The organism is Flectobacillus rivi (assembly GCF_030056655.1).
GTDB classification, from domain to species: Bacteria; Bacteroidota; Bacteroidia; order Cytophagales; family Spirosomataceae; genus Flectobacillus; species Flectobacillus rivi.
This window is the reverse complement of the sequence record NZ_JASHIE010000004.1, coordinates 441,773-457,214: the sequence shown is the minus strand read 5'-3', so window position 1 is coordinate 457,214 and position 15,442 is coordinate 441,773. Positions and strand designations below refer to the sequence as shown.

General features: G+C 36.9%; 12 protein-coding genes. 7 read left to right on the top strand and 5 right to left on the bottom strand.

Annotated features, from left to right (window positions below):
- Positions 1-364: 364 nt before the first annotated feature.
- Positions 365-2,464 carry a discoidin domain-containing protein gene (locus tag QM481_RS07885; protein WP_283381336.1) on the bottom strand — a complete coding sequence of 700 codons (2,100 nt, stop codon included), beginning with the start codon at positions 2,462-2,464 and terminating at the stop codon, positions 365-367.
- Positions 2,465-2,848: 384 nt separating this feature from the next.
- Here QM481_RS07885 and QM481_RS07880 point away from each other — a divergent pair, with 384 nt between their 5' ends.
- Positions 2,849-4,120 carry an aminotransferase class V-fold PLP-dependent enzyme gene (locus QM481_RS07880; RefSeq protein WP_283381335.1) on the top strand — a complete coding sequence of 424 codons (1,272 nt, stop codon included), beginning with the start codon at positions 2,849-2,851 and terminating at the stop codon, positions 4,118-4,120.
- 308 nt (positions 4,121-4,428) lie between these two features.
- Here the strand turns inward: QM481_RS07880 and QM481_RS07875 are convergent, their stop codons facing one another.
- The 3 genes from QM481_RS07875 to QM481_RS07865 form a co-directional block, all read right to left on the bottom strand.
- Positions 4,429-4,860 carry an FKBP-type peptidyl-prolyl cis-trans isomerase gene (locus tag QM481_RS07875; RefSeq protein ID WP_166549172.1) on the bottom strand — a complete coding sequence of 144 codons (432 nt, stop codon included), beginning with the start codon at positions 4,858-4,860 and terminating at the stop codon, positions 4,429-4,431.
- Between the two features lie 276 nt (positions 4,861-5,136).
- Positions 5,137-5,313: a FeoB-associated Cys-rich membrane protein gene (locus QM481_RS07870; protein WP_283381334.1), complete on the bottom strand. Its 177-nt coding sequence runs from the start codon at positions 5,311-5,313 to the stop codon at positions 5,137-5,139.
- Positions 5,314-5,426: 113 nt separating this feature from the next.
- On the bottom strand, positions 5,427-6,218 hold the full coding sequence (locus QM481_RS07865) for an inositol monophosphatase family protein (RefSeq protein ID WP_283381333.1): 792 nt from the start codon (positions 6,216-6,218) through the stop codon (positions 5,427-5,429).
- A 260-nt stretch (positions 6,219-6,478) separates the two neighbouring features.
- On the opposite strand from QM481_RS07865, the gene QM481_RS07860 reads away from it, so the two are divergent.
- Positions 6,479-8,245 (top strand): ABC transporter ATP-binding protein, encoded by a 1,767-nt coding sequence (locus tag QM481_RS07860; protein WP_283368973.1) that lies wholly within the window; start codon positions 6,479-6,481, stop codon positions 8,243-8,245.
- A gap of 290 nt (positions 8,246-8,535) precedes the next feature.
- On the opposite strand, the gene QM481_RS07855 is transcribed toward QM481_RS07860, so the two are convergent.
- Positions 8,536-9,975 (bottom strand): POT family MFS transporter, encoded by a 1,440-nt coding sequence (locus QM481_RS07855; RefSeq protein ID WP_283381332.1) that lies wholly within the window; start codon positions 9,973-9,975, stop codon positions 8,536-8,538.
- Positions 9,976-10,685: 710 nt separating this feature from the next.
- On the opposite strand from QM481_RS07855, the gene QM481_RS07850 reads away from it, so the two are divergent.
- The 5 genes from QM481_RS07850 to lepB all read left to right on the top strand — a co-directional run bounded on the left by QM481_RS07850 (position 10,686) and on the right by lepB (position 15,367).
- Complete coding sequence (locus QM481_RS07850) at positions 10,686-11,465, top strand: ParA family protein (protein ID WP_095162408.1); 780 nt, start codon at positions 10,686-10,688, stop codon at positions 11,463-11,465.
- 139 nt (positions 11,466-11,604) lie between these two features.
- Positions 11,605-12,546, top strand: coding sequence for a ParB/RepB/Spo0J family partition protein (locus QM481_RS07845; protein ID WP_166549167.1), 942 nt, complete (start codon positions 11,605-11,607; stop codon positions 12,544-12,546).
- Positions 12,547-12,648: 102 nt separating this feature from the next.
- The gene (locus QM481_RS07840) at positions 12,649-13,269 is read left to right on the top strand and encodes a DUF5683 domain-containing protein (RefSeq protein WP_283381331.1); all 621 of its coding nucleotides are present in this window, start codon (positions 12,649-12,651) and stop codon (positions 13,267-13,269) included.
- 41 nt (positions 13,270-13,310) lie between these two features.
- Entirely contained in the window at positions 13,311-14,027 is a 717-nt protein-coding gene (gene dapB, locus QM481_RS07835; protein ID WP_166549165.1) for a 4-hydroxy-tetrahydrodipicolinate reductase, read from the top strand.
- A 167-nt stretch (positions 14,028-14,194) separates the two neighbouring features.
- Positions 14,195-15,367 (top strand): signal peptidase I, encoded by a 1,173-nt coding sequence (gene lepB, locus QM481_RS07830; protein WP_283381330.1) that lies wholly within the window; start codon positions 14,195-14,197, stop codon positions 15,365-15,367.
- Positions 15,368-15,442 lie beyond the last annotated feature (75 nt).

Sequence of the window (15,442 nt, the reverse complement as noted above, 5' to 3'; positions counted from 1 at the left end):
GTTCGTTTTCAACTTTGCTACAAACCCAATCCTTTTCACCTTGATAAGCAATGTGAATAAAGTCACTACTAACGTCGATTCCAAGATAAGTACTCATAGATAAAAAGGGAAAAGTAAAATTTTTAAATGCCTATAAACAACATTGTGAGACGGGCTAAAACCCAATGAACTGTCCGTTATGAGCATTTGCCATAAAGGAGTAACCAAACATCACTTCAGTATCTATCTACCATTGAGTGATCGGTTTAACTCCCTCATGACCAAATATTATTTTGTAAGCGTAAATCTACAATGAGTGATTATTTAATGTATCTTAAAATAATCACTCATTCGCTCAACCACTCAATCACTAAATTAGAGATGTCTACTTCGTTATCACATCTAATTCGGCATAGCCTGCCCAGTTATCGTTTTTCGTATTTTTTAAAGCCGTAAACTTAATAAACTTGGCATTACTAGGAGCAAAGGTTTTCACCTGTAAAAGAGGATTATTTTTAATATTTGAAAATTCTCCTTCATTTACAACCGTCCAATTATTACCGTCTAAAGAAACAGAAAACTGATATTTTGCAATGACCCCATCTGTACTTTGCCAAGGTAAATATTTAAATCCAGTAAGGGTAACTTCTTTTCCTAAATCAATAATCAAATCGGCTGGTAGTGCTTGTGTTTTAGCTTGATACCAAGCTGTATGAGAATTCCCATCGATTACTTTATACGCTTTTTCATCTGCGATACCCACAATTTTCCAGTCCTTTTTTACAATATCAAACTTTTCCTCAGCTATCTCCGAACTCTTTTTAGTACTGGCTTCCACTGCTATGGCTTTTACTGTTGTTTTGCCAGTTGTTTGAATAGTTCCAGTATATTTTGCTGATTTCGTGGTTGGAATACTTCCGTCGAGTGTATAATACACGAGTGATTCTGGGTCATCGGCTTTGATACTTACTTCTCCTGTTTGGTTTCTTGTAATACTTGGTGCGGTAAGAATTTGTGGAGCATTAAAAATACCAATGTTCGAAATCAGTGGACAGGCTTTGGCATCCAAAATCGTGAAGCGAACTTTACTGGCTTTAACTGTTGGAAAAATGAGAATTCGCTTATATCCAATGGTAGTTTGTTGGGCTAACTCTTTCCAATTGCCATCAACAAGAGCTTCTACTTTAAATGATTTTACCCGTTGCCCCAAGCGAATAAATTCTTGTGCCATAAAGCGATTGAAGAGCGTTGGTTTACCCAAATCTATTGTCATAGAGGCATTTGTGATACCTTCATCAGTTGCCCAATAGGTATTCTTGTTACCATCCAAAGCTTTAGAGGCATTAAACATCAAGGCATTTTCTCGAATGTTCGTCGCGCTTGCTTTTTTGTTTAGTGCCAAATTTACAGAGTAAGCTTCTTTTACAGCTTTTGCCAAGGCTTTTACCGCTTTTTCATCATTTTCATGAATCAAACCTCTTTTGTCAATAGGAAAATTGAGTAGCAAAGTCCCATTTCTACCGATAGAATGATGATAAGTATTCATTAAGTCGGGCAGTGTTTTGACACGACTATCTTCGTATTCATGATAAAACCAACCTGGTCGGGTCGAAGTATTCACTTCTCCTGGTACCCATACTTCACCGTTTTCTACACCATGACGTAGCATATCCTCAGGCACATCACCTTTGGCGTTGAGTAAACTCCAATTTTTCTCACCTACATATCCTTCTTCTGTACCAACCCAACGGAGGTCTGCACGGTCACCACCGTCGTTCCAAATCACGATTTTAGGTTGTAATTCTCGAATGAGTTTGTAAGTATTTGACCAATCGTAATACGTTTTTCGGTCGATTTTGCGAGTTCCTCTGCTACCACCATAATAGCCATCGCCGCCATTAGCACCATCAAACCAAATTTCGAAAATATCGCCGTATTGGGTCATCAACTCACGTAATTGATTTCTGAAATAAGTGATATATTCTGGCTTACCATAGTCAGCAAAGTTTCTATCCCAAGGCGAAAGATAGATACCCATCTTTAAGCCGTATTCTTTACAAGCTTTTGCCAAATCGCCAACAATATCACCTTTTCCATTTTTCCAAGGAGATTTTTTCACTGAATATTCTGTGTATTTAGAAGGCCACAAACAAAATCCAGAGTGGTGTTTTGCCGTGATGATAATGCCTTTCATACCTGCTTCTTTACATACTCTAGCCCACTGACGGCAATCTAATTGTGTGGGATTAAAAATCTTTGGGTCATCGTCACCAAATCCCCATTCTTGATTGGTGTAAGTATTGGTCGAAAAGTGTACGAAAGCATAATATTCCATTTCTTGCCATTTGAGCTGGTTTTCGGTAGGAACGGGTCCTACAGCCTGTGGAATATTTTGGGAAATACTGATGTTCGAATAGGAGAATAGCAGTGCTGTGGTAAGACAAAAACTGGCTATCTGAGAGGTAATAATACTTTTGAAGGTCATACAGTTTTTAATTAAATTGGGAATGTGATAATGAAATAGCAATAATAAATTAGTAGTGCGAGAAGGATTATCAAAACCATTTATTTCGGATATCGGATGTTGGATTTCGGAAGTGCAAGGTTATATATTTTGTTAAAAATAAAGTCATTTTACTTTATTTCCGAAATCAGAAATCCCAAATCTGCAATAGTTTGGAATCCTTCGTACAGTCCTAATTATAAATCACTTTCTATATAGTAATTCTCCTCATTACTTATACTCATTTCGTTTTCTTTACTTATCTTTTTTAGAAAGAAAGTAAAAGATGTTATTAGTTAATCGTATAATCCGCTAACTTATATACCATTAACGTCTTACATAATTCAATTAATTTTCAACAAACGTATGAAATCTTATCTCTCCAAACGTCAGTTTCTTAAAAACCTCACAGGTGTTGCCGTTTTATCGCAAACTAATTTATCAGATTTAATACAACTTCATAAGCATATTCCTGCGGAAAAATTGGCAGAAGATGAACAGTTTTGGATAAAAATTCGAGAAGCCTATGATGTGCCTAAAGACTTTATTCATTTGGAAAATGGCTATTATTCCATGGCTTCCAAACCAGTGATGCAAAAATATTTGGCACATATTCAGGCTGTCAATAAAGTTTCCTCATATTATATGCGAACTCGCCAGTTTGATGATAAAATGATTTCTCGAAAAAAACTAGCTGAGTTGTTGGGTTGTTCGCACGAAGAGTTAATAATTACCAGAAATACCACAGAATCGCTCGATACCATTATTGCAGGTTTTGATTGGAAAACAGGCGATGAAGCACTCATGGCAGAACATGATTACGGCGCTATGTTAGATATGTTTAAGCTCCAAGCCAAACGCCATGGTTTGACAAATAAGGTAATTTCAGTACCCTTACATCCCAAATCAGACGAGGAAATTGTGGAGGTTTACGAAAAAGCAATTACGCCCAAAACTCGCTTATTGATGGTTTGTCATTTGATCAATATTACTGGGCAAATTTTACCCATTAAAAAAATCACTGAAATGGCACATCGACATGGAGTGGAGGTAATGGTGGATGGCGCTCATGCTTTTGCTCATTTGAACTTTAAAATAGACGATTTGGGAGGCGTAGATTACTATGGAAGTAGTTTGCACAAATGGCTGGGAAACCCTCTAGGGGCGGGTATTTTGTATGTTAGAAAAGATAAAATAAAACCCGTTTGGCAAATGATTGGCGATATGGGTTATAACGACGAGGATATTAGAAAACTCAATCATACGGGTACGCATCCTGTGGCTACAGACTTGGCGATTGTAGATGCTATCGAATTTCATAATATGATCGGGATTACTAGAAAAGAGGCGAGACTACGATATCTACAAGAATATTGGACTTCGAAGGTTAGGGATATTCCTAATATTATGGTTAATACGCCGAAGGAGTCACATAGAGCCTGTGGGATTGCCAATGTAGGAATCAAAGGTATGAACCCTGCAGACTTGGCTAAAAAACTAATGGAAGAATATAAAATTTTTACCGTAGCTATCGGTTACGCAGGAGTTTTTGGGGTAAGAGTTACGCCTCATTTATACATTACTACCAAAGATTTGGATGCTTTTGTAGAGGCTTTGAAGCAATTGGCTAAAATGTAAAAAGTATTAATGTAATATAAAATTTCATTAATAGGCTTTAGGGTGTAAGCCGTGGGCATTAGGCAAAAAAGGTTAATTTATTTCGTGAGAAATACTTTTTGACTTTTAGCCTAAAGCGTAGAATTAAAAGCGGGTGAAATTATTTTAATTTTGCCCACTAACCTAAGCTGTAGTGATGAATTATGAAGGTAAGTTAAAGCGTAATTATATAAGCTTATTTTGTCCACTAACTTAGTTTTCAAAGTTTTACATTCACAATTCATCACTCACAATTCATCATTATTTGATAGTCTATCTGAATGAAATGATTAGCCAATAGCCACCAATTCAATGTCAAAAATCAAATCTTTTCCAGCTAATGGGTGGTTTGCATCCAATGTGATGTGGGTATCTGTAACTTCTGTTACTACCACTGGCATTACTTGACCAGTACCATCTTGGTGCATATTCAACTGCATACCTACTTCGTAAGGAATATCAGCAGGAATTTCGTTGCGAGGGAACATCGCCATGTACTCAGGATTTACTGGACCGTACGCCTCATCTACTGGAATATGAACAGTTTTTTTGTCTCCGATAGTCATACCAGTAATACCATTATCGAAACCAGCAATCACCATACCAGTACCTAGTTCAAATACTAAAGGCTCACGACCTGCTGAACTGTCGAAAATAGTACCATCTGTTAATTTGCCTGTGTAATGGACGCTAACTTTATCGCCCGATTTTGCTTGTGCCATTTTGATTGTTTATTAAGTAATTGAAGGTTTGTTTTGATTTTCGACAAAACTCCTTTATTCAAAGATGGTAGTTTATTTTTAAAAATTAAAATATCGGAGAAGGAAGTTGAAATGAAAATTGAGGAGCGAGTATATATCTTATTGATATATAGATGATTACGAAGGTGTTTGTTTGGTTTTTAATAACAAGTTGTAACTATTTTTAGAGAATATAAAATTAATCTAAGAAAGTTGGTGATTAGATAAAGATATTACCTAACCACCAATTGATATACATTAAATACTTTTATGATTTTCCATCTGAGCCATGATTTTATCTGCATCAAATGCAGCGCAAGAACCACATCCTTTACTACAACCTGCTGTGTTTTTGGGGTTAAAATTGTTCCAAACCAATCGCACTAAATAGGCGATAGCAGCAAGAAAAATAAGTGCTATAATGATATTTTCCATTGTGTGACGAGTTAAGATTGATAAGTTTTGAGTTCGAAAAAAGGGTAGTTTGAAAATTATTAGCTTATCTCTATTTTCAAATCTTCAAATCCACATATCTTCAAATCACTTACCTATTTCCAGTGTTTTCGAATCACCTCTTTCAATTCATAAAACGCACCACAAGCGGCAATTAGTTCACGGCCAAAGATAAAATCGTCACCACCTTTAAAATCACTCACAATTCCGCCTGCTTCTTGCACAATGAGTGTTCCTGCTGCCACATCCCAAGGTTTGAGGTTGTATTCAAAAAAGCCTTCAAAGCGTCCACAGGCTGTATAAACCAAATCAACAGCTGCCGAACCCATACGACGCAAGCCATGTGATTTTTGCATCAGTTCTTTCAAAATAGCCAAATATTGGTCTGTTTGTTTGAAATCATAATATGGAAATCCCGTTGCCAAAAGGCTATCTTTCAATTGATTGGCTGAGGATACTTTGATAGGTTTTCCATCTAAATAAGCGCCACCACCCAACCAAGCAGTAAAACATTCTTCCCGATTGATTTCCATTACAACACCGCTTACAATTTTGTCATGGTGCATAAGCGCAATCGAAATCGCAAAAACGGGCAAACCGTGCATATAATTCGTGGTACCATCTACAGGGTCAACTATCCAAGCATATTCTTGGTCTTCAGTGCGTTCGGCGGTGCCTTCTTCGGCAATAAAACCAGCTTCTGGTAAAATTTGTCTTAGCCCTTCCACCAAACGGATTTCAGTTTCTTTATCAACATACGAAACCAAATCGTTGAGTCCTTTGTATTCGATACTATCTCTCGAAAATTCAGAAGCGGCTTCTTTCACAAACAAAGCTGTTTTGCGAGTCAATAAAGCCACCTGTTCGGTAATGTGTTGTAGGTTCATTTTTTGAGTGTACAGGGAACAGGCACAAAGGCACAAAGTGTTTGAGTGGTTTTAAAACGAGAAATAAAAAACACTCTGTGCCTTTGCTCCTTTGTGCCTGTTCCCTTAGTTTTTTCTCCAATCTAAACTAATTGCGCTTTGTCGCTGTTGTTTTTAAAGGATAAGGTTTATTAATAACTTTGTCAAAGATAGTAAAAGTTTGAGAGGACTTTGAGCTTTCTATAATCGACAATAGACTATAATTTTAATTTTTCTGAACATTGAGAAAAGAAGAAAAAAGCGGGCAAATTTTTGATTTTGAGATATTACGACGCATTTACGGATTTTTACAACCCTATAAGGTACGTTTTTGGTCTTTGGTGATTTTGATTATGGTAATGGCCTGTGTGGTACCACTCAATCCCTTATTGATTCGTCATACGATTGATAACGAAATCGCTCGTGGCGATTACAACGGATTATCTTTGATGCTATTGGCTATGCTTGGGGTATTGCTGTTGCAAGGTTTCTTGCAATTTGTGACATCTTACATGGCTGGCTGGTTAGGACAAACTGTGATTCGAGACATTCGTGTGGCATTGTATGAAAAAATTCTTCACTTAAGACTTAAGTTTTTTGACGATACCCCAATCGGTCGCTTGGTGACTCGTACCGTTTCGGATATAGAAACGCTTAACGACGTTTTCTCAGAAGGGTTAGCATCAATCGCTGGCGATATTTTACAATTGGTACTGATTACAGGAGTCATGTTTTATACAGACTGGCGTTTGACACTTATTTGTTTAATGACAGTTCCTTTCATGGTGGTTTCTACCTATATTTTTAAAGAATATATCAAGAAATCATTCAATGAGGTACGTATTGCCGTGTCTAACCTAAACTCCTTTGTGCAGGAACATATCACAGGGATGAATATCGTACAGGCATTCAGTGCTGAAGAGTTGGAGTACAAGAAGTTTGTTGCCATAAATCAGACGCATAGAGATGCCAATATTCGCTCAATTTGGGCATATTCGGTGTATTTCCCTGTAGCCGATGTTATTTTGGCGGCTGGGACTGGATTAATTGTTTGGTTTGGGTCAAAACAAATTCTTAATCATGATATTACCTTGGGTACACTTACGGCGTTTATCATGTTTATGAACCTGTTTTTCCGTCCTATTCGTTTCTTGGCTGACCGCTTTAATACTTTACAAATGGGTATCGTGTCGACTGAGCGTATTTTGAAATTATTGGATTCGGATGAATATGTTGCCAACAATGGCTCGTATAGTGCCAATGATTTGAAAGGTGATGTCAAGTTTGAAAATGTTTGGTTTGCTTATAACGACGAGGAATATGTATTGAAAGATATTTCCTTTGAAGTTAAACAAGGGGAAACCATTGCGCTTGTTGGTGCTACGGGTGCAGGAAAATCATCAACGATTAACCTTTTGAGTCGTTTTTATGAAATCAATAAAGGAAAAATTTTCATTGATGGTCGTGATCTGCATGAATACGAATTGCAAAGTTTGAGAAGTAAAATAGGGGTGGTGTTGCAAGATGTTTTCTTGTTTTCGAATACAATTGAAAATAATATCACGCTCGGAGATAAGTCTATTACCAGAGAAAAAATCATTGAAGCAGCTAAATTAGTTGGCGCCCATGACTTTATTGAAAGATTACCTGATGGCTATGATTATAATGTGATGGAACGTGGTGCAACGTTATCAGTGGGTCAACGCCAATTGATTTCGTTTGTGCGTGCGCTTGTACACGATCCTAAAGTGATTGTGCTCGACGAAGCAACATCTTCAGTAGATACTGAAACAGAAGAAATGATTCAAAATGCGATTGCAAAATTGATGAAAGGTCGCACCGCCATTGTAATTGCACACCGTTTGTCAACCATTCAAAATGCCAATAAAATTTTAGTATTAGACAAAGGTGAAATCAAGGAGGAGGGAACCCACGAAAGTTTACTAGAAAAAGACGGTTGGTATGCCCAATTGCACAAAATGCAGTTTTTAGCAACTCAAACCCATTAGATTTGGGAATGCTAATTGTAGATTTCGGAATTTTGAAAGATATGGTAAATTCCGAATGGGGGGTGGACTAAGTCGCACCCCAGTCGGAGAAGCACTAAAATGTCAAGCAATTATTGACTATTCATCAAGCAAAAAGGCGGTTGAAATTGTTTTTCAACCGCCTTTTTGCTACTATTATTTTAGCTTTAGACGTAAAGTATTACGTCTTTACGAGTGTGGAATGAAGATAAAAAATAATCACTCAATTGAATGTAAATCCGCAATCAAATATCCAAAATCCGCAATCGAACCTATCCCACGTATTTGGTTTCTTTGAGTTTGCCTGCTACCAACATAAAGACTACTGTACTAGCAAACATTAATCCTGTAAAGAACCAGAAGTAAGAAGCACCATCTAATTGAGCTAAGAAACCACCTTTAGCGATATTGCCGTTTACCAAAGCAACGCCCAAGTTACCGATAGATACAGCAGAATACCAAATCGCAGTCATGGTACTCTTCATTGATTTAGGAGAGTTGGTATAAGCATATTCCAAACCTGTGATAGATACCAAAATCTCGCCCCAAGCTAATACCAAGTATGCCAAAATCTGCCACCATACTGACGGCTGACCACCTGCATCAATACTTGTCTGAATTAATGAAATAATGACAAATGAAACTGCTGTTAAGAGGAAACCAGCGCCCAAACGACGTAGTGGAGTTGTTTTGATACCTAATTTTTCGAAGAAAGGATACACTACGTAAGTGAATACAGGAATAAAACTAACCAAGAATAACGGGTTCAATACCTGTACTTGTTCTGGTAGGAAAGTATAACCTAAGCCTGTGTTTAGGTCTAATTTTTTAGCTTGTAGTACCCATTCTGCTAAGTTTTGGTCCCACAATGCCCAGAAGATAGGAATAAAGGCAAATACTGCTAAGACGCGATAAACAGCTTTAACACCTTCTACTTTTTCGTGGTCATATTCAGCTTTGGATACGTCCAACCAACTTTCGCCCTCTTTTCTTGCACCTAAATGTGTTAAAGCATAGTAGGTAATAAATACAAAATTGTTACGATTGATTCCAGATGGAGGAACATGCACATATTTGTTTCTTCCTAAGAAAAACACTACCGTCGCAATCGCCATCAAAATACCTGGAACTCCAAATGCCCAAGCAGCGCCAATAGAAGCATAAATAACAGGAATGAAGATGTTAGATACTACAGAACCTGCGTTGATAGCGAAATAAAACCAGCTATATGCTTTTGTCATTAAATGCTCGTTACTCTTGTCAAATTGGTCACCCACGTTGGCCGACACACAGGACTTAATACCTCCTGCACCACAAGCAATAATAAGTAAACCCAATGAGAACATATCTAAATTGTTTTCGAACAATGCTAAAGTTAAGTGTCCAAAACAATACAAAACAGATACATAAAAAATCACTTTGTATTTTCCGAAAAACCAGTCAGCCACTAAGCCACCAATCATGGGCATAAAATACGCCAAAGCCACAAACATGTGAACCATTTCGTTGGATTTTGCTTCGGCAACTTTTTGAAGTACAGGGTTTCCGCTAGGGTTGAAGAACTGTGCAACTAAGAAAGTGGATAGGATAGAACGCATACCATAAAAGCTAAATCGCTCGGCTGCTTCGTTACCCAAGATATAAGGAATCGCTTTTGGAAACGTACCTTTCTTTTCCTCTGTTAGGGCTTCGTTAGAATGATTTGAAGTCATATATTTTTAAAGCTTTGTGCCTGTCAAAGTAGTTTTAGGATTCGTGGTTGCTACTTTGTAGGCTGTAAATAGTTTGTTTTTGTTAAGTGAATATAATGTTTTTGTTTTAGACTGATATCCTTCCTGTTTTATAATTTAACCCAATGTTAAATCTTAGGGTCAATACCCCTGTTTACCTCCCATTAATCGACTTATTATTTGTAACTTGTAAGTAAAATAACATTCATCGAGATAGAAGAAAAACTTTTGGTGAAATACCTGTAATATAGTCTAAAATCGCTGTTTTTATTGAAAAAAACATTCTAAGTTAAACCTATATCAGCGGAATACCAACTTTTTGATAACTCCGAGACCAAATTTTAAGCAAGATTCTTCGAAAAATCCAGAAATATAGGATCTCATAAAAAGGTATTAATCAAATAATTAATATGGTTTTTATAGGCAGAGTAGTGCTGGTGACTAATTTTTTTGGTAAAAGCGCAAATTTGATTTCAATTATCTGGGTTTAGTAGGAAAGTTTTGGAAAGATTTTTTATATTCGTGAAACATTTGTGGAACACTCTTTGTAAATCTCCTTCGAAAGAGAGATATTTGAAGGTAGATTGAGTTATTCCTTATTGGTTATTCAGGATTCGTAGTTCTGTAAATCAAATTACCATCGGCTGTATAACTAATAATCAGTAACTGAAACAAGTAACTCAAAAAATCAAATGGGGAAAGTAATTGCGATTGCCAACCAAAAAGGAGGAGTTGGTAAAACTACTACCACTATCAACCTAGCAGCAAGTCTTGCCGCACTAGAATTTAGGACGCTTATTGTCGACGCTGATCCTCAAGCAAACTCTACATCGGGTTTGGGCTATAATCCTAAAGAAATCCAAAACTCGATTTATGAGTGCATGGTAGATGGGGTACAGGTACAAGATATTATCATCGAGACGGATTTGCCTTACTTACATTTGATTCCGTCACATATCGACTTGGTAGGTGCCGAAATTGAAATGATTAATCTTCGCGACCGTGAACAGCGTATGAAAGAATGCCTTCAAACGGTATTGCACGAGTACGATTTCGTGATTGTTGACTGTTCGCCTTCACTAGGTTTGATTACGATTAATGCTCTTACAGCAGCAGATTCAGTAATTATCCCTGTGCAATGTGAATATTTTGCCCTCGAAGGTTTAGGTAAATTGTTGAATACTGTTAAGATTATTCAATCTAGACTCAACACGGCATTGACCATCGAAGGTATCTTGTTGACCATGTACGATTTGCGTGTTCGCCTATCAAATCAAGTGGTTGCAGAAGTTACTTCACACTTCCAAAGCATGGTATTCAACACCATTATTCCTCGTAATATCCGTTTGTCAGAATCTCCTAGTTTTGGTGTACCAGCTATTGCTCACGACTCAGAAAGTAAAGGAGCTATTAGTTATCTGAACCTTGCCAGAGAAATTCTTGCGAAAAATGGCTATGTAAATCAGGAGTAGATTGGTTGAGAAAATGTTGGACACAACAACTTCTTTTTCGAGAAAAACAATTTATCTGTTTATTGGAATAATCACATTGTAAGATATTCTTATCACAAATTAGCGCCAATATACATTTGTACTTATTAACTTTTATACCATGAGTAAAATGGAATTACCTGCAAAAAAACGTGTTGGACTTGGCAGAGGCTTAGGAGCTTTGTTACAGGACTCAGATTCAGTTAATGGTGTAAATAATACCAGACCTAGTAATCCTACACCCATCGAGCGTCCTCAACGTTTGGAGCAAATTAGCTCGATGAACGAAATTTCGGTAGATGCTATCGAAACCAATCCTTATCAACCGCGTACTCATTTTGATGAGGAGGCGCTCAACGAATTGGCCGACTCAATCCGTGTACAAGGGATTATTCAGCCTATTACGGTGCGTCAAATTGCCCCGAATAAATATCAACTTATTTCGGGTGAACGCCGTTTGCAAGCATCGAAGCGTGCAGGTTTGCGCATGATTCCTGCCTATGTGCGTACGGCTGACGACCAACAAATGTTGGAAATGGCATTAATTGAAAACATTCAGCGTGAAAACTTGAATGCTATCGAAATTGCCTTGAGTTATCAGCGTTTGATTACCGAATGTAGTCTTAAGCAAGAAGAGCTTGGAGATAGAGTAGGTAAAAACCGTACGACTGTCAATAACTACATTCGTCTGTTGAAACTTCCTGATGTGATTCAGGTGGCATTGCGTGATAACAAAATTTCAATGGGACACGCTCGTGCTATTATCAACATCGACAATCGTGAGCACCAACTTTCGATTTTCAATAAAACAATCGCCGAAGAATGGTCTGTTCGTAAAGTAGAAGAGGCTGTAAGAGAGCTTTCAAACGCCAAATTAATGGCAGAAGGTGTTGATAAAAAAGGCGGAGTAAAACAAGAGATAAGAAGCCTTCAATTTAGACTTCAGGCTTATTTTGGTTCAAAAGTAACCGTAAAAGCAGATGATAAAGGCAAAGGAGAAATCAAGATTCCGTTTACTTCACAAGAAGAACTAGACAAAATTTTGCTCTCAATCAAAGCTTAAATCTGGTCGATTTTCCAACAATAGTTTTGTTAAATCTTGTTAAGGCATTGAAAACGAAGTTATTTTACATGAACTTTGCAAGAAATTTTGACTAGAATACGCATGAAACACATACAAAAAGTATGGCTTTTGAGTATAATTGGTATGTTGTTGAGCTATTGTTCACCAGCACAAATCTTAAAAGCAGATACCATTCAAATTCCAAAAGATGACTTGACAAAAGTAGCTAAGTCATTAGATTCAGGGAAAAAACAATATAAGATTATTCCAAGGATTGCCACTATTCGTTCAGCGATGGTGCCAGGATGGGGACAAATCTATAATCGACAGTATTGGAAGTTACCGATTTTAGCGGCAGGTTTTGGGGTGAATGTCTATTTTATTATTCATAACAATGAATACTATCAACTGTTCTTGAATAAATCAAGATATGTAACAGAGAATAATCTAACGGGGACGTCCATTACTTATAATGGTGTTACTCGTGAGATGACTGCAGCACAACTAAAAACTGGAACCCAATATTATCACCGATATAGAGATACTGCAATCTTGTTTGTACTTGTCATTTGGGCAGCCAATATCATTGATGCCAACGTAACGGCGCATTTAAAAACATTTGATTTGACTGACGATATTTCAATGAAAATACAACCAGCCGTGACGACGCCTTTTATGAATAGTCCTGCGTTTGGAGCAAAAATCACATTAGCGTTGAAATAACAAATAGAATTAAAATTTTCACATAAATAGTCTCAATTAACATGAATATTGTTCTTCTCGGCTATGGCAAAATGGGTAAAGTAATAGAGAAGATTGCTCTGAGCCGAGGTCATAACATAGTAGCACGAATCGACGTAAATAACCGTAGCGAATTTGATGCTCTTACAGCTGCTGATGTAGATGCAGTCATTGAATTTAGCCATCCTCTTTCTGCATACGAAAATGTAAAAACTTGTATCGAAAAAGGCATTCCTGTAGTATCTGGTACAACAGGTTGGTTGGAAAAGAAACCTGAATTAGAGGCTTTAACATTAGAAAAAGGAAGTGCATTTTTCTGGTCATCAAATTATTCTATTGGTGTTAACATCTTTTTCAAATTGAATAAAATGTTAGCAAAATTGATGAACCCTCAAAAACAATATAGCGTAAGCACAACCGAGATTCATCACACCGAAAAGAAAGATTCTCCAAGTGGAACTGCAATTACTATTGCTGAAGGTTTAATTGAAAATCTTGCTGGCAAAGAAAAATGGATTAATAACGAAATTCCTGCTGACAACGAAGTGGCTATTTGGTCGGCTCGTGAAGGTAGAGTTCCAGGAACGCATATTGTTAAATATATTTCTGATATTGACCAAATCGAAATTTTGCACCAAGCACATGGTCGTGAAGGTTTTGCATTAGGCGCAGTTATTGCAGCAGAGTGGATTGCTGACAAAAAAGGCGTATTTGGCATGGACGATTTGTTAGCAGAATAAAAGCATTCAAAAGCACTAAGTAATACACTCTTGCATTACTTAGTGCTTTTATTTTGTCAATGTTTGAAAAATAAATTCGTGGAAATGTAATTCTAGGTAAACAATGACGACTTATTGTATAAAAGCTTAGCTACATAACCATCAAAGAAATTTAAGATTTTTGTAAAATGTCTGAAAAAAAGCCTGTTAAAAAGTCAGCCTTTCGTGAGTGGGTTGATTCAGTTGTGTTTGCAGTTGTGGCTGCTACCTTAATTCGTTTCTTCTTTTTCGAAGCCTATACGATTCCGACTTCATCTATGGAAAGTAGCTTGATGGTTGGAGATTTTTTGTTTGTGAGTAAACTCCACTACGGTGTACGTACGCCTAAAACTCCGTTGCAAGTTCCATTGACTCACCAAAAAATTTGGGGTACAGATTTACCTTCTTATTTAACTTGGTTAGATCTTCCTATTTATCGTTTGCCTGGTTTTTCTGATGTAACCAAAGGTGATGCAGTTGTTTTTAATGTGCCTAACTATGCACCAGATGGCGATGCGCCAGTTGATTTAAAAACCTATTATATCAAACGTTGTGTTGCTACGGCTGGCGATTTAATTGAAATTAAAAATACGCAGTTGTACATCAACGGCAAACCTGCTACCAATCCTGCCAAGATGCAACATGGCTATATTCTGAAAACAACAAAAGAAATTACAGACGTAAAACCTTTTGAAGAATTGGGAATATACAATGGTATCGATGCCATGGGACATGAGAATAATAACCTAGTAGGACCTTACCAAGGAGATTCTTCAGATACGAAAAAAGGTTATTTTGTATATGTGGTGAATACTTTCGAATCAAATATTGCTAAATTAAAGCAGTTGGATGGTGTGAAAGAAATCTCTCCTATTATTTCTCCAAAAGGTGAGCGTATGGAGGTTGGTGCAAATATCATTCACCAAGAAGATGCGCCAATGAGTTCTAGTTTATACAACTGGAATCGCGATAATTTTGGACCGATTCAAGTGCCAAAAGCTGGTTTGACAATCCAATTGGATTCAATGAATATCGATAAGTATAAATATGTTATCAAGTATTATGAAGGAAATAAAAACGTTGTTATCGAAAATTATAAAGTAAGTATCGATGGCAAGCCTGTTACTTCTTATACTTTCAAACAAGATTATTACTTTATGATGGGTGACAACCGTCACAATTCAGAAGATTCAAGATTCTTCGGTTTTGTTCCTGCTGATCATATTGTTGGTAAAGCGGTATTCATCTGGATGTCACTTGATCCAAACAAATCATTCTTGAGTAAAATTCGTTGGAACAGATTATTCAGATTTGTTGAATAGCAATAAGATTTCAAGTATTGATTTACTAGAAAAGGATATACAAAAAGGGCTGACTCAACACTGAGTCAGCCCTTT